General features: G+C 57.2%; 15 protein-coding genes. 4 read left to right on the top strand and 11 right to left on the bottom strand.

Annotated features, from left to right (window positions below; translation table 11 throughout):
- Positions 1–98: 98 nt before the first annotated feature.
- Positions 99–1,445, bottom strand: coding sequence for an EAL domain-containing protein (locus tag JFT63_RS23040; protein WP_186560837.1), 1,347 nt, complete (start codon positions 1,443–1,445; stop codon positions 99–101).
- A gap of 213 nt (positions 1,446–1,658) precedes the next feature.
- On the opposite strand from JFT63_RS23040, the gene JFT63_RS23045 reads away from it, so the two are divergent.
- On the top strand, positions 1,659–1,808 hold the full coding sequence (locus tag JFT63_RS23045) for a hypothetical protein (RefSeq protein ID WP_167346950.1): 150 nt from the start codon (positions 1,659–1,661) through the stop codon (positions 1,806–1,808).
- A gap of 131 nt (positions 1,809–1,939) precedes the next feature.
- On the opposite strand, the gene JFT63_RS23050 is transcribed toward JFT63_RS23045, so the two are convergent.
- The 5 genes from JFT63_RS23050 to JFT63_RS23070 all read right to left on the bottom strand — a co-directional run bounded on the left by JFT63_RS23050 (position 1,940) and on the right by JFT63_RS23070 (position 7,289).
- Positions 1,940–3,451, bottom strand: a complete 1,512-nt coding sequence (locus tag JFT63_RS23050; protein ID WP_057704098.1) for a sensor domain-containing diguanylate cyclase — start codon at positions 3,449–3,451, stop codon at positions 1,940–1,942.
- A gap of 158 nt (positions 3,452–3,609) precedes the next feature.
- The gene (locus tag JFT63_RS23055) at positions 3,610–4,785 is read right to left on the bottom strand and encodes a sensor histidine kinase (protein WP_198844844.1); all 1,176 of its coding nucleotides are present in this window, start codon (positions 4,783–4,785) and stop codon (positions 3,610–3,612) included.
- A 5-nt stretch (positions 4,786–4,790) separates the two neighbouring features.
- On the bottom strand, positions 4,791–5,630 hold the full coding sequence (locus tag JFT63_RS23060) for a DUF7088 domain-containing protein (protein WP_198844845.1): 840 nt from the start codon (positions 5,628–5,630) through the stop codon (positions 4,791–4,793).
- Between the two features lie 4 nt (positions 5,631–5,634).
- Positions 5,635–6,369, bottom strand: coding sequence for an ABC transporter permease (locus JFT63_RS23065; protein ID WP_198844846.1), 735 nt, complete (start codon positions 6,367–6,369; stop codon positions 5,635–5,637).
- A complete protein-coding gene (locus JFT63_RS23070; RefSeq protein WP_198844847.1) occupies positions 6,366–7,289 on the bottom strand; it encodes an ABC transporter ATP-binding protein in 924 nt (307 codons plus the stop codon). The genes JFT63_RS23065 and JFT63_RS23070 overlap by 4 nt, the downstream gene beginning before the upstream one ends.
- A 239-nt stretch (positions 7,290–7,528) precedes the next feature.
- Between JFT63_RS23070 and JFT63_RS23075 the strand changes: the two genes are divergently transcribed.
- From JFT63_RS23075 to JFT63_RS23085, 3 genes are all read left to right on the top strand, one after another.
- Positions 7,529–8,284 (top strand): hypothetical protein, encoded by a 756-nt coding sequence (locus JFT63_RS23075; RefSeq protein ID WP_198844848.1) that lies wholly within the window; start codon positions 7,529–7,531, stop codon positions 8,282–8,284.
- 393 nt (positions 8,285–8,677) lie between these two features.
- Positions 8,678–9,316, top strand: coding sequence for a fimbrial protein (locus tag JFT63_RS23080; RefSeq protein WP_198844849.1), 639 nt, complete (start codon positions 8,678–8,680; stop codon positions 9,314–9,316).
- Positions 9,317–10,131: 815 nt separating this feature from the next.
- On the top strand, positions 10,132–10,932 hold the full coding sequence (locus tag JFT63_RS23085) for a fimbrial protein (RefSeq protein ID WP_198844850.1): 801 nt from the start codon (positions 10,132–10,134) through the stop codon (positions 10,930–10,932).
- A gap of 53 nt (positions 10,933–10,985) precedes the next feature.
- Here the strand turns inward: JFT63_RS23085 and JFT63_RS23090 are convergent, their stop codons facing one another.
- From JFT63_RS23090 to JFT63_RS23110, 5 genes are all read right to left on the bottom strand, one after another.
- Positions 10,986–12,137, bottom strand: a complete 1,152-nt coding sequence (locus tag JFT63_RS23090) for a fimbrial protein (protein ID WP_233102383.1) — start codon at positions 12,135–12,137, stop codon at positions 10,986–10,988.
- A 92-nt stretch (positions 12,138–12,229) separates the two neighbouring features.
- Complete coding sequence (locus tag JFT63_RS23095) at positions 12,230–15,247, bottom strand: two-partner secretion domain-containing protein (RefSeq protein ID WP_198844851.1); 3,018 nt, start codon at positions 15,245–15,247, stop codon at positions 12,230–12,232.
- Positions 15,248–15,319: 72 nt separating this feature from the next.
- Positions 15,320–16,996, bottom strand: a complete 1,677-nt coding sequence (locus JFT63_RS23100) for a ShlB/FhaC/HecB family hemolysin secretion/activation protein (RefSeq protein WP_198844852.1) — start codon at positions 16,994–16,996, stop codon at positions 15,320–15,322.
- Entirely contained in the window at positions 16,989–17,678 is a 690-nt protein-coding gene (locus JFT63_RS23105; protein ID WP_198844853.1) for a fimbrial biogenesis chaperone, read from the bottom strand. Before JFT63_RS23105 ends, JFT63_RS23100 begins: the two co-directional genes overlap by 8 nt.
- Positions 17,675–20,167, bottom strand: a complete 2,493-nt coding sequence (locus JFT63_RS23110; protein ID WP_269835580.1) for a fimbria/pilus outer membrane usher protein — start codon at positions 20,165–20,167, stop codon at positions 17,675–17,677. The genes JFT63_RS23105 and JFT63_RS23110 overlap by 4 nt, the downstream gene beginning before the upstream one ends.
- Positions 20,168–20,303: the final 136 nt, after the last annotated feature.

The raw sequence follows: 20,303 nt of genomic DNA on the forward strand, positions 1-20,303 counted from the left end.
ATCAGACGATGCGAAACTTAATGCAATTGCACTCGGATGAATATCGGAATGCTCTTAAAAGCGTACGATGCACTCACCAACGCGGCGCCAGAGATGACTCAGCCAGCCGATGTAGTGGCGCTGTTCTGTTGGGTCACAAAGTTCAGGAAGGCATCGATTTCCATCGGCCGCGCCAAGGCGTAGCCTTGTCCAATTCGGCAGCCCAAACGGTGCAGCAACGGGATGGTCGACTCATCCTCGATCCCCTCCGCCACCAGGCTCAAGTTGAGCAGTCGCGCCCAGTTGACGATGCCGGCGATGACATTGCGTGACGAGGAATGCTGTTCGACTCCCCGGACGAACGAGCCATCGATTTTCATCTCATCAAACGACAGGTTTGCCAGCAGGGCGAAGGTCGCCGCCCCGGTCCCGAAATCGTCCATCGACACCTGAAAGCCCTTGGCCCGAATAGCGGTCAACGAGGCCGACAGGTACAACTCATTGGGTTCGGAGACGTCTTCGGTCAGCTCGATCTTGAGCAGGCGATTGGGCAGCTCTGCCTGCCGCATTCTGGCTGCCAGACGACCGGCGAAGTTGGGCGTACAAATCGTCTTGGCCGAAGCATTTACGGCAATGGGAATCTGGATGTTCGCGCGCTTGAGCGACAGCATGACCTTGATCGTCCACATCTCCACCAGGCTGAACAACAGCAAATCCAGGCCCAGGCGGTTGACCAAAGGCATGAGTACCGAAGGCGGTACTTCACCAAAGCGCGGGTGCTTCCAGCGCACCAACGCTTCGGCGCCAACAATGCGCCGGCTGAGCAACTCGAACTGCGGTTGAAACACAAAGCGCAGCCCATCGCCGGTCGTCAACGCATGGATCACTTCATCTTCGGCCAGGGCATCGAAGGTATTTTTGCGTAAGGAGGGGTCGGGTTGCACACGGGTCAGTACCGTGGCGCGCAGGGCATCACCCAAGTCCAGGGTGCCGCCTTCACGCACGATCTCAACGAAAATCCCCGCCGCCCTCGCCAAACGGGCGTGGGACTCCAGAGCGCTGACGGCGACCCCACCCATGTACTTGATCCAGAGTGGCTTGCCCGGCTTTTCATGCGCAAACGTACGCGCACTGTCTATGGCCCCACCCGGCGTGCCCAGCGTGGTTTCGCCCATCCAGAAAATGCCTGGAAACTGAGCCAGTTTCCCTGACTCGTGACGCGCCTTGAGCACGCTCGGCAACATCAGGCCATCGCCGCATTCAGGGCGAATTTCACACACGATGACGTCGACCGGAGAATCCTCCAGCCACGCTTGCAGCGCGTCCAGAGATTCGACGTTGGCCAGAGGCAGCACGCCCAAGCCGCTCAAGGCGGATGCAAGCCGATGTGCGCACGCCGCATCGGATGCCAACGTGATTACACGTAACGCGCTGAACTCGTTGGGCACGGCGACATTTAGGATCATGACAAGGAATTTCCCGAGACTGTTTCTTCAGGGAAAAAGCTTATCAGCGGCAAAAAAGAAACAAATAGGACTGGGACTAAAAGCCAAGGTGCAGCTGCCAAGCGGCGCTTGCCTATTGGCGATCAGCTAACGGTGTGACGCCTTGTTCAGGAACCTTTTCTTGAATACACAATCTGTGCATCTCCCTTGCGACCAAATTTGAGAACTACGCGCGTGATTCTGAGAAAAGCCTTCCTGTGCCTTTTACTGCTAAGCGCCGGCTTCATCGCTGGCTATGCGGCCAAACCCACCGCGCAGTTGGAAGTGACGGCAGGCCAACTCATGGAGTGTGGTGACCTGATGATTCCGACGCTGGGGATGTGAGCATCCTTGTAGGAGCGAGCTTGCTCGCGAAAAACGTCAACGATAACGCGTGTTTCCTGATTGAACGCGGCGCCTGGGAGTTTTTCGCGAGCAAGCTCGCTCCTACAACGGCGATGTAGGTCAGAGGCTACCTATGCCTGACCATTGGTGTGCAGGGAAAATCCGTTGCGTCCCGCAGCCTTGGCTGAGTAAAGCGCCTGATCAGCCGCCTCGATCAATCCGAGCGCCGGCTTCAGGCGCGAACCCGTACCGGTCGCAATGCCGATACTCACACTGACGTAACCGAACGGGCTGCCTGGGTGCGTGATGTTTTCGTGCTGCAGCGACTCAAGGATCCGTTGCGCTACCACCACTGCGCCTTCGCTGTCGGTGCCGGGCATGATGATCGCCATTTCCTCCCCGCCATAACGCGCCACCAGGTCTGACGGCCGCCGCGCGCACCGTTCCAATAGCCTGCTGACCCTCTGCAAGCAGGTGTCGCCGACCACATGGCCGAAGGCATCGTTGTAGCGCTTGAAATGGTCGATATCGATCATCAGCAATGCCAGCGACGTGCCCTCGCGCTGCGCCCGGCGCGCTTCCAGAGCCAGCGTTTCATCGAAACAACGGCGGTTCGCCAGGCCGGTCAACGCATCCTTCATCGCCAGAAACGCCAATTGGCGATTGGAATCGAGCAACTGTTGCTGGGCGACGCGCAGGGCCTCTTCCGCTTCGGTTCGCCGGCGAATATCCAGGATCAGGAACCAGCCAATCAAACCGGTCAGCCCCAGCAACCCCACCACCACGACCGCTGACAGCGCCGCCTCAATGCGCCACGCCGCAAGGGCTTCATGCTTGCCCAGCGCGACGGTGGTAATCAGCGGCAGGGTTTCGCTTTTACGAAAGGCATACAGCCGCTCAACGCCATCCAGGCTGGACGTGTGCGCGGTGGTGCCGAAAGGTTGATCGACATACTTGGCATAGATAGGCGACTTGGAGAAATTGCGCCCCATGTCCTGTTCTCGGAATGGATAGCGCACCAGCAACGTGCCGTCGGTGTAGGACAAGCCGATAGCCCCCTCCTGGCCAACATCGAGCTTGCCGAACACGCGCAGAAAGTTTTCCACCCCCAGCGTCACCGCTACCACCCCGGCAAAATTGCCCGATGCATCATTGAAACGGCGGCTGACGGTGACCACCCATTCCTGATTGGCCCGGCTCTGAATCGGTGGGCCTATGAACGGCTCAGGGCTCGGGTCGTCGCGATGATGAATGAAATAGGCGCGATCGCTGCTGTTGGCGCCCTCTGGGATCCGCCGGTTGGAAGACATCAGCCAGCCACCCTGACGGTCATACACCGTGATGCCGCTGAGCTGCGGCATCAGCGGCTGCTGGCGGGTGATCAGCGCATGGATACGCTCGATTTGCGCCGGGCCGCTGCCTTCGGTTTCCAGGCGCTCAACCAGGCCCAGCAACAACAGCGCGCTCTGCCGGACGATACCTTCGGTATAGGTATTGAGCGCCTGGGTCAGGTTCAAACCATGCACATCCACCTCCGCCAGCGCGCGCTCACGCGAAGACAGAACCTTCCAGATCGTCAACGAGGTCAGGGAACAACCAATCACCAACAATAAAAGCATCACAAGGCGGGTATCGCGCTTCACGTCAGCACCTTAAGGAAGTCCGGTTTCCAGTCCAGCCATCATTCGAACGTCGGCACTTACAGAGGCCACCGGTTTCTGGGCGCAAGCATACAAGCAGTCTGCGTTGGCCGCCACGCAGTAGCGCATTCCCCTCGGCGTGCGAGCACGCAGGGAAACAATTACACCGGAAACTGCGCCCTGATCAGCGTCCCACCCTCCGCCAGGTTGCTTGCAGTAATGGCCCCGCCATGGGCCTGGCAGATCGCGCGGGCGATGGACAAGCCTAGCCCGCTGCCACCCGAGTAACGCGCTCGGGAGCGCTCTGCCCGCCAGAAACGATCAAACACGCTGTCCAGGTGTTGCGCTTCGATACCCGGCCCTCGGTCACCGACCTCAATCACCACCAAACCGTGAACCCGGCGCGCCGTAATATTCAGCTGGCCTCCCCCGGCCGCATAGCGCAGCAGGTTATCCAGCAGAATGTTGAGCACCTGGCCCAGACGATCGCGATCAGCCTGGAGACGAACCCCATCGGTAATACTGACCTGCGTACGTACGCCGGCCTCGTCCAATTGCGGCTGGAACCACGCAAGCCGCTCCGCCACCAGGGCCGCCAGAGAAAACTCGCTGCACTCCAGCACCAGCCGGCCAGCACGAGCCATCGACAACAGGTGCAAGTCATCCACCAGTTTTCTGAGTTGATCGAGCTGACGCTTGACCATGCCCAACTGTGTGGCATCGCTGGGGAATACCTCATCGAGCATACCCTGCACGCGACCCATGGCGGCGTTCAAGGGTGTGCGCAGTTCGTGGGCAATGACCGCGCTGGATTCACGCACATCGCGCTCATAGCGCTCCAGTTGCGTGGTCATGCTGTTGAAGTCGCTGACCAGCCGTTGCAGCTCGTCGGGCGCGTCGCGGTGCACCGGCAGGCGCGTCAGGAAATCACCGCCGGCGACTCGCCGGGCGCCCTGGGCAATCGCCGAGAACTGGCTGGACAAGGGCCGCGAAAACCACAGGCCGAAGCCAATGATGATAGGGATCGCGGCCAGCACCAGGCCGATCAGTATCAGCCAGTCGCGATTGGCGATAGCCGGCTGGAAATAGTCCAGCGGATAGTACTGGGCAACCACTTGACGCAAGCGTGCCTCATTGAGCTCTGGCTCGGCGCGCAACGCCAGCAGCTCCTCACGCGGCCCCGGCGGCAGATGCTGCACAAAATACCAGTCCGACAGTGTGACGTTGATCCACATGCACACCGAGATCACCACCACCGCGCCGATCGCCAGCAGGCTCATGCGCAGGCCGATCCAGCGCCACATGGGTTTTTCGTTGACCCGCGGTTGCTTGAGCATCTGATTTACCTGAACCGATAGCCGATGGAGCGCACCGTGACCAGTACGCCGGTGATGCCATGGGTTTCCAGCTTGCGACGCAGGTTGTGCACGTGGGTGTCGACGACGCGGGCCAGGGCTTCGCTTTCCGGCTTGGGGTGAACCAGCATCAGGACCTTGAGTTTGCTGTCGATAGTGTCTACATCGGGCGCCACTTCACGCACATCAAATGCGTTGTCGATCTCCTGCATGATCCGCCAAGGTTGCCGGGTTCGCCCTGACTGAACGTCGAAGCCACCCGCCAACGGCAACGAGGACATCAAGCCGATCACAGGCCGCTCAGCTTGAGCCAACGTTTGTAATGTGCGGCTGATGTCGTACTCAAGAAACGTTTGCTGTTCCAACGCAAAAAAACCGATGCTTGCGTGGCGCGCCTGGGCATCGACTATGGCCAAGCCGAAAAAGACCGCAGCCCCCGCCTTACCGATGGGCGCGGATTGCAGGCCAAGCTCCACTGCGCGGGCTTCGTCCACTGAAAAAGGCGCCGGATCAACGATGTGAACCCGTAACCGACCATTCGACACACGCTCATATTCACGCAGCAGTGCGTCAATACGCACCGCATAACTGCGCATAACCATCAGATCCCTGGCGGCCTGGCTGGAAAAATAGAAGTACAGGTCCGTAGGTTCCTTCAAGGCCTGAATGATCTGGCGCGAGCCCGGGCTGAGGGTATAAAGCTGCTGCTCGGTAAGGTCCACCCGCATCGACGCCAGACGGGGTGCCAAGTCAAAATTGACCGCCACGAAACCGACGACGATTAACGCCAAGCGCACACAGCTACGTATCACCAAGTTGAACGACATAGCCTCACACCGCCTTCTTCAGTTCAACCGCAATAACGGTAGCGGCGAGCCAGCCAACGATTTGGCTGAAAAAGTACAGCAGGTCCTGCGGGTCGACCACACCTCGGCAAAGTCCCTCAAAATGCGTGAGCAAACTCAGCGAAGCCACGCCGTCCAGCCAAGGCAAGCTTGCCCAGCCACGCAAGGCATCCAACACCACCGCAAAGCCACAGGCCAGGAACGCCAGACACAATGCCATCGCGCCAAGGTAGGCAACCAACGGGTTCCTGGTCAGTGCCGACAGGCACCCACCGATTGCCAGGCAACTGCCCGCCAGTAGCCAACTGGCCAGATAACCGCAGAGGATAACGCCGTTATCCGGCGCCCCCAGGTAGTTGACCGTGATCACCAGCGGAAACGTCAACGCCAGCGCAATTGCACTGACCATCCAGGCCGCAAGAAACTTCGCGACAACTGCTTCGGCGGTGCCCACCGCCAGGCACATCAACAACTCGATCGAGCCCGTCTGCCGCTCGATGGACCACATGCGCATCGCCAAGGTCGGCAGCAGCAGCGCGTATAGCCATGGCAGGTAGTCGAAAAGCGGTGCCAGGTCAGCTTGGTTGCGCTGGTAAAAGTCACCCAGATAAAAGGTGCTGATGCCGCTGAGTATCAGCAACAACAAGGTGAACAAGTAGGCACTAGGCGTGATGAAGTAACTGCGCAGTTCGCGCTTGAACACCGGCCATAATGTCCTCATGCGCGTTGCTCCCGGGTCAGCAGCCGGAAAACTTCACCCAGCGAGCCGCGTTCGACCTCCTGGCGGGGCACATCCCAACCGCGGCTCACAATCAGCGAGTTGATAGCCGGCAATATCACCGCTCCAGTACGTGCCAACACCCGAACGCTGTGGGGTTCAGGCCCCGCCTCGATCCCTGCGACGCCTGGCAGCAAGCCCAGCGTCATCACATCCAGAGGTCGCGTGGCATACAACGTCACTGCCTGGTGATAACGCGAGCGGCTTTCCAGCTCAAGCGGAGTGCTATCGGCCAGCAAACGACCTTTATCCATCACCAGCACCCGGCAGCACAACGCCGCAACCTCTTCCAGGATATGCGTGGAAATGATCACGATTTTGTCACGGGCCAAATCCTTGATCTGCTCACGTACCCGGTATTTCTGATTCGGATCGAGACCATCTGTGGGTTCATCGAGGATCAATATCTTGGGGTCATGCACAATCGCCTGTGCCAAGCCAACACGGCGCTGGAAGCCCTTGGAGAGGGTATCAATCGTCTGGCCGCGGACCTCCATCAACTCGAATTGCTCAAGCATGGCTGTGACCCGCGATTTCTTTTCGCGCCCGCGGTAGCCGCGCACTTCAGCAATAAAGCCCAAAAAATGGACGACTGACATTTCGTTATAGCAGGCGGCTGTTTCTGTAACGTAACCTATCAAGCGCTGAGCATGGCGCGGCTGGCGCCGGATATCAAAACCACAGAGGTTGGCGGTACCCGAGGTGGGCGATATGAAACCGGTGAGCATACGTAAAGTAGTGGACTTGCCAGCCCCATTGGGGCCCAGCATTCCCAACACCTCTCCGCACCTTGCACTGAAAGACACATCGTCCACTGCAAGGGTTTTGCCGAACCGTTTGGTTAAATGGGCTATATCAATCATGACTATCGAATTACCTGCGCAAACGCGTTAAAGCGCTCGAGAGTGCACGCTTCATTTCGCGATGCACTTTAACCACAGGGTGAGAGCCCCGAAAGATCATGGGCGGTGAATCCGACCGGTCCTTGGCACACGTCGAAACCTCTGCGAGCAAGCGCGACTTATCTGACAACAACATCAGAGTCAGCTGGCTATTCTGGTCTCGATTATCCATCCCTCTATCTGATATAGCTGGAATTCACATGCTATTGCGAACCCTCGAAATACCTGACGCACATGGACAACTTCTCAACGCAGTGGTGCTGTGTTGTTTTACCGCGCCTCCTGTCGAGCGGAGGTTTCTGGTTTATAGCCTCAATGAAAAAGCGAGTGATGAACTGGTCAAGATTTACCTGACATCGCTCGAAGGTGACAACCTCACACTGAGTATGTGCGACGCCCCATCCGAGACGCTTACAGCAGCCGCTCAAGTACTCAAGGATATTTTCCGCGATGCCTGCTCGCCCGATGCAAGGCAGACCGTCGAAACCTATAAACTGATAGATCTGACTGATACAGACATTTTATGCAGCGCTGCAAATACCCATTACAACTTGAAAATCAGTGACGCATGGCTCATGTGCCTGCTGCACTACGATCCGCAGGCACTCTCTAATACCCAGCCCTTACCACCGGAGCAAACCGTTATTTCGACGGAGCTTACGATACCCACCCAGAGTGATCCAACGGAAGGGTTGGTGAAAACCATTGATAAGCAGGTTACTTCAGATGACATTGAAGCGAGCCTTAAATCACTGATAGCCAGCGTGACCAACCACAAGCAAATATTGCTCGAAAAACATGTGCATATGGAAGAACTGAAACTGCAGCTGGAACAGCGAGAACAGTTATTGACCAGCCGAGAATCAACATTGATAGAGCGGGAGAAAACCTTAGCAGCCAGCATTCAATTACTGCAGGATACCGAAAATCAGCTTAATGGAATAATGAAGTTTTAAATCACCTCCCACCCTCTATAAAACCCAACATCACAATCTGAAAACCAACAATATTCATCCCAACAGACATTGACCACCACGCCATGAAAACCCGCCACTCCGCAATCAAAACATATACACTTCTTGTATTTTTATGGGCAGGTAGCGTATCTGCGGACTGCATCCACACACAGGGTTCGTCCGGAGACACATTTACAGCCACCCTACCTGCCTCACTTAATATTCCCAGAGACACCCCAATAGGTGCAACGATATTTGAAGCCTCATACACCACTGGACCGAAAAACAGCTTCGATTGCACCGGGGGCATGTCCGTTGGAGCGATAAACAATCTAGGAATTACTTCATCGACTTCGGACACACCCCATAGGTGACTCTGGACTATCATTTATTATGTATTACCGTAACTTTCCTACCCTGGGAATTGGTAAAATACTTGACGACAAAAACTACACCGACAGCAACGTACCAATGCGTCTACGCTTTATTAAAACAGGTGACACACCGAGCGGCCACGTCATTCCAGCGGGCCTCATAGCGACCTACACTGCCGGAACGCTTCACATTGCAAAGTTCATGCTATCTAAAAGCACAACCATCACCGCACCTTCTTGCAAGACACGAGACATTAACGTCAAGATGGGACAATATAAGCTTGATGACTTCCCGACAGACGGCTCCCCCTCAAAAAGAACAGTGCCGTTCAGCATCAATATTTACAACTGCCCTGCCGGCATAAACAAAGTCATGTATTCACTCGTTCCGATTTCATCTTCGCCCGCCTGGAACACAACCCAAGGCATCATCAAGCTCAACCAGAACTCGACCGCAAAGGGTATAGGCCTGCAAATCTTAGATGACAATCTGACGCCCCTTATTCTTGATCAAGCTAAGCTATTCAGCGAATACTCAGCAGGCGGAGATAACTTCACCATCCCTTTCAATGCACGCTATTTGAAAATACCCGATGGGCCCAGCATTTCCCCTGGTACGGCGAATACCGAAATGACGTTCGTCATGAGCTATCTTTAGTAGTTAACTCTCAGTCACTCGCTCATTCGTCACCACAATACAAACTACCGTGCATCAGGGAAACGTGAACCTAAACTCTGCCGCTCCGTTGGCTGAACCCACTTTCAATACCTCACCCCTATCCAACCGAACATACTGAGCATTCAATGGTAATCCTTCCCCACCCGGTCCGCTTCATTGCATAACTCAACCCATCGTAACGCGTGATCGTGGCGCCGGGCACCGTACTCAGGATACCGGCGCCAATGCCAGTGGCGATCTCCGGCATGATCAGCCCCGACTGCATGCCGCTCAATGGACCAAACGCGTCAAAACACTTGAGAATGCACGCTTCGTTTCGCAACGCACTTCAACCACAGGTGAGGCTCAGAAAGGTCATGGGCGGCGAATCCGATTAATCCTTGGTGCTCGCCGAAATATCAGATGGCAAGTACGATTTATCTGATTTCGGTATTAGAGTCGGTATACTAATCTCGATCATCAACCCTCAGACTGATCTAGCTGGACTTCATATGTTATTGCGATCCTCAAAATACTCGACGCTCACGGACAACTTCTTCAACGCAGTGATGCTGTATCTTTTCACACTTATCACCCCCAAAAAATCTTCAAAGACTGAAAACGTAAAATCACGCACACAACTCTTTTGGACATCGCTAATAAAGGCCGACAACCTAGCAACTAAAAAAATATACGCTTCTCTTATTTTTTTTGCACAAAGCGTATCAGCAGACTGCTCCTACAGTTCAGGCAACCACGCAGACACGTTTGCAACCAGCATACCTCCTTCACTTAGCATTCCTCGAGACACACCCATGAATGCAATCGTATTTGAGTCCTCTATATATACCAATAGTGACTCAAACAAATTCACCTGCGCCACCGAAGTCCCTTGGGGGGCAGTAAACCACTTAGGCACTAACTCAACTACCTCGTCCATCCATCCTATAAAAAATTCTGGACTATCAATTATCTTGATTTACGGTAACGACGAAGTGAAAGGCCACGGCTATCTAACACTTCCTCGCCAGGATTATCGGCTCAGCGATACAAAAATGCAGCTACGCATCATCAAAACAGGCGAACCCGTAAGTGGCTTTCTTATTCCTGCGGGCGAAATAGTAAGCTTATCAGCAGGAACACTTAAAGTTTCAACAATAAGACTATCCAATAGCAGCGTCGTATACACCCCTTCTTGCAGCACAGCAGATATCAACGTCAAGATGGGACAATATAAGCTTGATGATTTCCCAAAAGACGGTTCCCCTTCGGATAAAATTATTCCATTCAGCATCAAAGTTGACAGCTGCCCAGGCGGTATAAACAAAGTCACTTATTCACTCGTCCCGACTTCATCTGCGCCCGCATTTAACGTAAATCAAGGCATCATCAATCTCAACCAACGCTCGACGGCAAAAGGTATCGGCTTACAAGTCATGGACAGCAACTTGAATCCGATCATTCTGAACAAAGCTAAAACCCTCGATAATTACTCGATCAACGGCGGAAGCTATACCATCCCTCTCAATGCGCGCTACTTGAAAATATCCAATGGCTCTGGCATTGCCCCTGGCACAGCGAATAGCGAAATGACGTTCGTCATGAGCTATCTTTAGTTACTCTTCCCCATGACCCGCTCATTCGTCGTAATGATAAGAATATCCGTTCATCAAGGAAACGTGAACGTAAACTCTGCCACTCCATTAGCGGCGCCAGCTTTCAATACCTCACCACTACCCACCCGAACATACTGAGCACTCAAGGGTATTTTCGCCCCCTCTCCGGCCCGCTTCATTGCATAACTGACCCCGTCGTAACGCACCGCTTGCCGGGTAAGTTCATTCGTCATGACAATCCCGAAACCCTGTGCACTGGCCGCGGTTGGCTCAAGCGTCAACACAGTCGGGTCCGCAGGCGGCCCGTACTTGTCATTGAAGGTAATCTCCGGCTTGGCATTGACCGCGCAATCGCTCAACTCGATGGCAAAGTGCGTTGGTCTGGAGGTCGAGCCAACCTGCGGGAACTCATTCAGGCTTATACGCCCCAGTTTTACAGGTATCGTCTGATAGGTTTGCACATTGCAGGTATTGGGGACTTCGATCGGCCCACCGCCATCCCCCATGTTGATAATGGCCGGTCCCATTAACAAATAGGGTACGCGGCAGACGCCGCTGGGCCTGTTATCCAGGGGTATTTCCACGCTACTGCCAAAACCCACTTGGCCTTTGAGCAAATCTACAGCGTAGAGCGTGAGTTGAGAACTGCCAGCGACCCGGTCGACGATCAGTTTCCCGGCAGGTAACTGGCTGGGCGCAACTGTAAGGATCAACTGTTGCACATAGTTGGTTGTCAGCGCTGAACCACGCGCTTGAGAGGCGGCGGAATCATATTGCACAGGCTCCTTTTCAACCGCGACGGGCAGCGGCGTTTGCAGCAGCGTTCGGTATTGACCGTCCGACGACCCTACGCCTACTTTCAGACCGATACCGTCAATGTTAGTAGGGGCAACCCCATCCGACAGGGGTGTGCCCGGCCCCCAGTGGCCTGCTGAGACCAGTTCATGAGCAGTACCGGCAGGTCCGGTATACGCATAGTTGATATTGAGCCCCACCCCGCGCTCCCATAAAACCGAGCCTACCGGCGTGGTACTGGTTAGCGGAGTGACTTGAACCCAAGGCCTGCCCGTGCCATTGGTGAACGTGCAAAAGGTTGCCACGCTGTTGACGGCGGCCCTGGCCTCGATTGCAACCCACAACATCAGCAGGCAGGCTGCGCCCCGCAGGAGCATCAAGCACAACCGCCATACGTTGAATAAATTCATATCAATCGCCCTGTAGAAGCCAACAGACTGCATGGCCTAGTCAGCGCCCTGCAGTCTGTTGCTACTTCATAGAGAGGAAGAAAGGTTAACGATCAACGAAATGAGCCAAAATTGACGCCATACGACGGCACCAACGCTGCCTCTCCGTAAACCCCATTAAATGCCATATCGCCGGAATTTGACCCAACCAGTCCACCAAATACCTGGCGGTAGGTGGGTGCCATCGTAGTGATTTTGCCTGAGGCAACAGAATGGCGAACCGTGCCGAAATTCGCCCCGATCAGACCGCCCAACGTAGCGCCGACGCCACCACTGACCCCACCTGTCGCCGAGGAGTTGGTGATTTGACTTTGGTTCATGCCCACCAAGCCACCTACGCTGGCGCGTGGGCCACCTTGAACGGCGCCGCTGGCCTTGGCTGACTCAATGTAGCCGGAGAAATTGCCGCCCTGAGTGCCCACTAGGCCACCCACATGACTGCTCTCTCCACCAACAACCATACCACTGGCCTCGACCGATTGCAGTGCGCCATCATTTGCCCCTACCAGGCCGCCTACTTTGCTTGAAATAGCGCCACTAACATTGCCTCGGGCCACGGAGTGGCTGATGGCACCTTGGTAGTTATTCCCCACCAGACCGCCAACGCGAGCGTTGCTACCGCCCGTTACTGTTCCCAGTGCTTCAGCGGTATCGATACTACCGGCGGTGTTACTCCCCACTAACCCGCCGACGTTCGCGCCAAGGCGATCCAGGACATTACCGCCCGCTTTGACTTCTTTGAGGCGGCTGTTTTGGCTGATCCCAACCAGGCCACCGGTACCCGTTGCACCGTAACCTGTCACTTTGCTGGTCGACGTCGACTGGGTGATATCGCTGTAACTGTTATACCCCACCAGGCCGCCCACAGTCCCGGCGCCAGCGCCGCTTACCTCGCCAGACGAGGTGGTGCGCTCCAGCACACCGTTAGCGTTGAACCCAACCAAGCCACCGACATTGACACCCGCTCCAGTGCTGATGGTCGATCCTGTACTGCTGGAGTCAATGATATAGCCGCCCTGATTGATACCCGCCAGCCCACCTATACCGCCAGTGGTATCGCGCTGCATTCCGCCACCCACCCAGGCGTTGGAAACTACATGGTCCAGCGTTGCCAGCCCGACGGCGGTAGTAATATTTTCGCCGACTATACCGCCGACAGCATGCGTGTAGGTGTTACCGGTCACACGCCCACCGGAAACAGCGTTCTTGATGGTACCGCCTAAGTTTTGCCCTACCAGCCCACCAACACTGTTCTCACCACTGGTGCCCGCTAATACCGTGACCTTGCTGGTAGTCACGTTAGTCAATGAGCCAACATTCAGACCGACCAAGCCACCGATTGCAGCGAAGCCATATGCTTGCGGCCCGCCATTGTTAATCGTGGCGCTGTCCAGCGTCAGGTTGCTGATCGCGCCTGAGGAAATCGCGAATAGCCCGCTGTGGCTGCCAGTGCTTGAGATCCACAAGTTAGTCACCGTGTTACCCAACCCGTCAAAAATCCCGTTGAACCCGGCACCGTCACCAATCGCCTTGAAACGCCCCGCACGGCCATTGATGCTGTTACCCAGCACGTAGTATCCGTTGAGGTTGGCGTTGATGTTCTGCAGCTGCGCCAGGTTCTGGATAACCGTGTATTGGTTGCCGTTCGAGGTGTAAGCCGCCCCTGCGCCGGACAAGGTCAGTTGCCCGCCATTGCCCAATATCGATTTGCCAACATGGTTGAGAGTGAGGCCGCTGGAGAGCCCGGTCAGCCCAACTTTGCTATTGAGATTGATATCGCCACCGGCGTTGACCATAAGACGTGAGCCAATGCCACTTGCCGTCACGTTACCGTCGAGGTTGACGTTACCGGCCGAGCTCAAGGCCAGACCATTGGCACTGTTCCACGTGACTTGCCCGGCTAGGTTAAGATCGCCTTCGGTACTGGCCAGCTCGATGTTGGTGCTGGCCAGATTGCGCGACAGGGTGTCGGCGTAGGCCGTCTCGCCTGCTGATGCGGCGGTCGGCTGAATCTGGATATTCTTGGCGCTGACCTTAAACGTGCCGGTCTGGCCGTTACTGGCCAATGTGTTGAGCTGAGTGCCCAACTGCGTTTCGACCTTGGCGCCCTTGGCCTCGATCACACCACCACTACCGTAGGTATTCTGGGCGTGAGCCTGCAACGACCCACCGACCTTTACCGTGCCCACATCACCACCGTCCAGCGTGATGCGGCCGGCTTTGCCGTTCAAGGTTTTGGCTTCGATGGCGCCTTGGTTATTCACCACTGCATGCAACATCGCACTGGCGCTTTTACCGGTCATCAGCACCTGGCCACCGTCGGCCCTGAGCAAGCCGCCGTTTTGCGCCAGAGCATTGATCGAGTCGCCGTTGACCTGGAGGTTGAGCAATTGGTTACCGTCGAAATTGACCGTAAAATCATTCCCCGCACCCAACGCAACGTGGCCCATCTGGGCCTGGATAACGCCATCGTTGCGCACCTGGTTACCAAGTAAAGCGATGCTACCGCCCTGTGCAGCATTAATCGTACCGTTGTTGATAATCTCGGCATTGGAGTTGCCGCTGAAGGTGTACTTGCCCGCCAGGAAGTCTGCGTCCTTGATGTCCTTGGTGCTAGCAATCAGGCTGCCGACGTTGATCTGCGCACCTTGACCGACCACGATCCCGTTAGGGTTGACCAGGAACACACGCCCATTGGCGTCCATCTGGCCCTTGATGCTACTGGCGTTGGTGCCGATCACTCGGTTGAGCGCAACGGAAGTGGCGCTCGGTTGGTTGAACACCACCTTTTGCCCGACGGGAACGCTGAAGTCCGCCCAGTTGGTGATCAACTTATCGCTGTGCTGGTTGATCGACATTTGCGAGTTGGTTTCGTACCCCAAAATATCGGCCTTGCCGGAGACCACCGTACCGCCTAGCGGCAAGGCAAATGCCGGTGAAGCGCCCAACAACGCCAACGCGCCGATGGCCGAACATTTGGCGCCGGTTTTGCAGTGCCGACGAGCCCCTTCGTGAGCAACCTTCCAGCAGTTCATCGCGTGGTTCCAGACCAGTGAGTAAACCTTGTTCACATGAATTTCCTCTTCCTTAATGACGCCTTGCATAGCGTTGCAAGGCGGTACTGCTTCCAGGCACAAATGTGCTTAGAAATACTGAATGGCGCTGAACCACACGCGCGGATCCTGATGCGGTGCGTCGTTCTGCTCAGTCCCGTGGATGGGCCATGCTGCGGTGACGCTAAGCTGTTGCCCGGCGCCGCGCCAACTGGCGCTAACCCCTGCGGCCGTGAGTGATCGCTGATTGCTTTGCGCGGTCCAGGGCCGCTTGCTGACCGTGATCACGCCCCGGTCGGCGAAGCCGCTCAATTGCACGCCCGGCGCGGCCAGATAGCGCAGCTCGGTGCTGGCCTGCCAGCCCTGGTCACCACTGCCAGCACCCAACGCGTAGGCACGAACACCATTGGGGCCACCAAGGCCAAACTTCTCGGAGCTGTCGAGGTTGTTACCCGCCCACTGCGCATTCAATTGGCTGTACAGCTGCCAGCGCGGGCTCAGGTACTGCAAGCGGCCGAGGCTCAGATTGGCGCGTGTGAAATGTCCCGCGGCGCCGGCGCTGAGCCTATCCATGGTGCGGTCGATGGCTTCGCCGATACCCAGGCGCCCCGCGCTGTAGCTGAGCGAGACAAAACTTTGCCCACCGCCCAGCCAGCGATCCTGGCCACTGGCGTTGATGCCCAGGGTCCACAACTCCACATGCTTGGGGCTGCGCAGGTCGAACAGGTCGATATCGTCTTGCAGTTGCTTGTCGTCGAACTGCAATTGCGCGCTGAGGTTGAAGGTGCGGCTGCGAATCAAGGGTTGCAAAGCGAAGAGGCTGCGCACGGTGGCTTGGCCTTTTGCTTCGAGCACTTCTACGTCCTTGCCCAGTTGGTAGCTCATGCGCGAATAAGAGGTGCCAAGGGTGGTCGACCACGGGCCCACGGGTAGGCTGTAGCCGAAGCGGTAGTAACGTTGGTGCTGATCGCTTTGCAGCAGGCGCATGTTGAGGGCATCACCCAGGCGCAGCGGGTTGTTTAAAACCAGGCTGGCGCCAAGGCGATATTCGCCGGTGTAGCGGTCGCCGTAGTTGTCGGCTTCCAGGGTGCCGGCGTACCAGGGGCCAGGCTCGGCATCGACCACCAGGTCGGTGCTACCGGGCAGTGAGCCTGGGCGCAATGTGCCTTTCACCGCAACGCCTGGAAGATCACTGAGCAATAACAGGCTTTGCTCCAGGTCTGCGTCGTAGACCGCCTCACCCGGACGCAATGCCGACAACGGTTGCTGCAACACAGCATCGATCACGCGGGAGCGATTGTTCAACTCGATGCGCCCGTAATGCCCCTCCAGCACCTGGATACGCACGATGCCTTGATCAATGTCCTGGGCGGGCAAAAAAGCCCGCGCCAGTGCATACCCGTGGCCCTGGTAATACTGTGTAATCCGTTGTGCAGCGGCGCGTAGCCCGGCGAGGTCCAATGACTGGCCCGGCAAGTCGGCCAGCAGTTCAAGCAGTTGCTCGCGATTGAAGGCCTGGTTGCCGTCGATCACAAAACCTTTCACTTGCAACTGCATACCGCCGCCAGGCGTTGCCTGAGACGGTGCTGAAGGCGGGGGCATATCGACCTGTACCGGCGCAGAAGGCAGGGGTGCCGGTGCCAGGGATTCGATGTCACGCATCACCTGGCCCGCACTGGGCACTTGTGCCCACGCCGAGGGCACGCCAGAGAGCGCCAGCGCGACACCGACGGCGAGCAAAGGCCTCGTCGCGAAACCGTTAATCATGGTGAACCGGCGCCCGTGCATCGATCATTTCTCCCCTGTCTGCAACAAATTGGTAATGGATAAAAGAAGGTGTCGCCGACGCCCCTGCAAGAGGGAAATCCGCGCAGGTAAATGGCGCAATCGTGGCGCTGTCAGCGGTTCCCGGTTCCAGGTGCAGCCCCGTGAGCGAGACAAAAAAAGGTGCCTTATTGCAGGCCTCAAGGGCCTTGCGGTGTGCGCGCCAGGTCAACTGTCGGCCCGCCTCTTCCGCGCTCCCCGCCAGCCCCGCCGGCCTGAACAGCAGCTTCATGCGCAACCGATACGAAAGCCGCAGCAGATGTGTACTGCGTGGCGGCAACGGTGGCACTTCAAGGAAGTTCAGCCAAAACAGCGACTCGCGGTCGGCGGGCAGCGCTTCGCCGGTGTAGCGGACTTCAAGTGCGCTGCGCTGCCCAGGGTCCAAGCGCAACAACGGACGGCTGACCACGAACGGCACGGACAGGCCTGAGGGGTCTTGATTGATCTGGCCCCGATCCAACCAGCTCTGGGCGAGGATCGGCGCTTCGCCGCCATTACTGATTCGTACCGTCAGTGCCCGTGCATCGGCTGCGTAGACGAAACGAGTTCCCGTCACCGTCAACGCTGCCTGGCTGCTACTGGCATGGGCCCAAATCAGCAGGCACACGGCATAAAGCGACCTCACAACACACGCTCCTTGCCTGCAGGCCGGGCGTCTATGTCGTGACACACCAGATTGAGCAGCTCGAACGCGCTGCCTTCACGGGCGTGGCGCTCGGGCAGCGCATAATCCACTTGGCATTGCTGGTCGGCATCGCTGCCCCACTCCACACGAATCGAGCCGCGACTCTTGTCACTGCGTACCACCAGCCGGCTGCCCTGCCCCACCGCACCAATGACTTGGCCGCTCTGCACATCAATGGCTGAGGCAGCGAACGGCAGGCGCCGGCCATTACCGCGTCGGCTGTCGATCAACAATGGGCGGGATCTACGCGTCGGGAAATCGAGCATCACCACGGCGCCGGCACGGGGGGCGACACTGCGTGAACTGACCTGTAGCTCTACATCATTGGGTACGCCTTGCGGGTCGACATCAACCTGGTTGAGTTGATAAGGGCTCAGGCTAGAGATGATCGCGTAGCCATCTTTACCAACGCTCGACCCTGCGTAACCGACCCTCGCACCTTCGGCGTCAAGCGCCTTGACCACACCTACCGTTTCTCCAAGGGTTTGCGCAAGCGTCACGCCACCCGGGTGCAGGACCACGGCGCCCGATGCACTGAGTGACTGCTGGTGATAATCCGGCCCCTGGGAAAGACTTGCACCGAACGCGCCTTGGGGCAGGCGGTAGTTGACGCTGGCATTGCTGGAGGCACCGCGCTGCCGGTCGGCATGGGCGACCGAAACGGCATAAGAGGTATCGCCGCGCTCATTGAAGCCGCCGGATATACCGGTAGACATCTGCCGGCCTGAGCGACGGTCATGGCTGGCATAACTGTTGATCACCGCACCGCCATGACCATCGGGGCCCAAGGGAATCGACAGCGTGAAGGTGAGCTGCGTGTCGTCTTGATCCCCTGCATATCGCAGCCCGCCCGGCGAGGCGCTATGGCTACGCTGAGCCGCAATCGAGTAGAAATTGCCACGCCACTGATTGCTGTAGCCCATGGAGAAACTGAGGGTCCGCCCCCCATGCTGCCAGTACTGGCTTGAGGAACTGTTGAGATAGACGCTGCCTCCATCGGCGCCCAGCCCCTGGCTGATGTTGGCGTCGAACCGCGCGCGTACGCGGGCAAAGTCTGAGGTGCGCCCTGACTCGTTGCGCATCCGATCCTTTAGCGCAACCGCATCGTGAAGCCCCAAGTAACCGGACGTTGAATAGCGATAGGCGAGCAACGAGAAATTCGTACGGCTATTGGGCAGGTTCTTGCTGTATGACAGGCGCAAACTGGAACCCTGCTGGGTCTGCCCTGCGGGGAGTTCGGTGCTGGCTGCGGTGAGGTCGGCGGCGAAACCGCCGAACCGGGTATTAAGCGCCATGCCTGCCAGGCCGGATACATAGCCGGGGGTCAGTGCGGTGCCGCCATAACCGGTCAGGTTGTTGTCCAGGCCGCGTTGCAGGGTGCCTTGCAAGACAACTGGCGGTCGGCCGTGCAAGCCGGGATCTACCAATTGACCGGCCACCAGGCTGTATCGCGTAGAGCCCGGGCGGAGTAACTGCACGGTTGTGGCAAATGGCACGACGAACCCATGTTCGCGACCATCGGCCTCAGTGACTGTTACCCGCAGGTCGCCACCAAAACTCGCTGCTTGCAGGTCGGCGATTTCGAAGGAGCCCGGCGCTACGGTTGTTTCATAGACCAAGTAGCCACGCTGATAGATCGAAACCTTGGCATTGGAGGTCGCGGTGCCACGTACCACCGGGGCGTAGTATCGCTGCGTATCAGGCAACATGCGGTCGTCGCTTTCGAGCTGGACGCCGCGAAACGACACGGCATCGAACAGCTCACCACTGGTCGTGCTCTCGCCGACCAGCAACTGCGACTTCCAGTCCGTGAGGTCGACCTGACCATAGGCGTAACCGCGCTGGTAACGCCCACCCAATGTGGGTGACCAGGTCAGGCTGGCGTTATGCCGCAGCCTGACACCGCCCAGGTTCAGGCCCATGTTCAACCCTGAATAGGCATGCGTGTCGCGGCGCCCTTGGCTCTGAACGCTGAACAGGTTGGCGTCGTAGTTCAGCAAGCCGGCTGTTACGCCACTGTCCCAACTGGACGGGTCGACATAGGTGCTGGTGGCGGGCCGTTGCAGGTAGTACTGCGCAACGGTGATGTGCAGTTTCTGTTCGGGCAGGTCAACACTGATGGCAGCGCCCGGCACGAAACGTTCAAGCTTGTCGCAGGTCAGCCCTTGCGGGACGACCGCGCTCTGTTGATCGCTGCCACGTCCTCTGCGACTACGCTTAAGGTCTATGCCAACACGCGTGAGTAGTTCGGCGCTATAGCATGGTTGTGCATCCACCAGCCCGGCGACCGTCCGTAACTCGACCTCCTGAGTCGCACGCCATTGACCATTGACCAGGATATCCAAGCGATAAGTCCCCGGAACATTACGTGCCGGCTGTTCAAAACGGGTGGTATCAATGGCCATGCCGGACGCTCCTTGCATTAACATCTGTGAATCGAAAATGATCGGCTCATCAAGCTGGCTGGGCGTGACAGGCGTTGCCGTTGGCACATCCTGAGCCCATGCCTGAAGTTGCCCTCCCAACAGGACGGCAATGAATAAAAACAGTGCCCAAGGACGACTT

This window comes from Pseudomonas sp. MF7453 (genome assembly GCF_016405455.1).
GTDB classification, from domain to species: domain Bacteria; phylum Pseudomonadota; class Gammaproteobacteria; order Pseudomonadales; family Pseudomonadaceae; genus Aquipseudomonas; species Aquipseudomonas paralactis.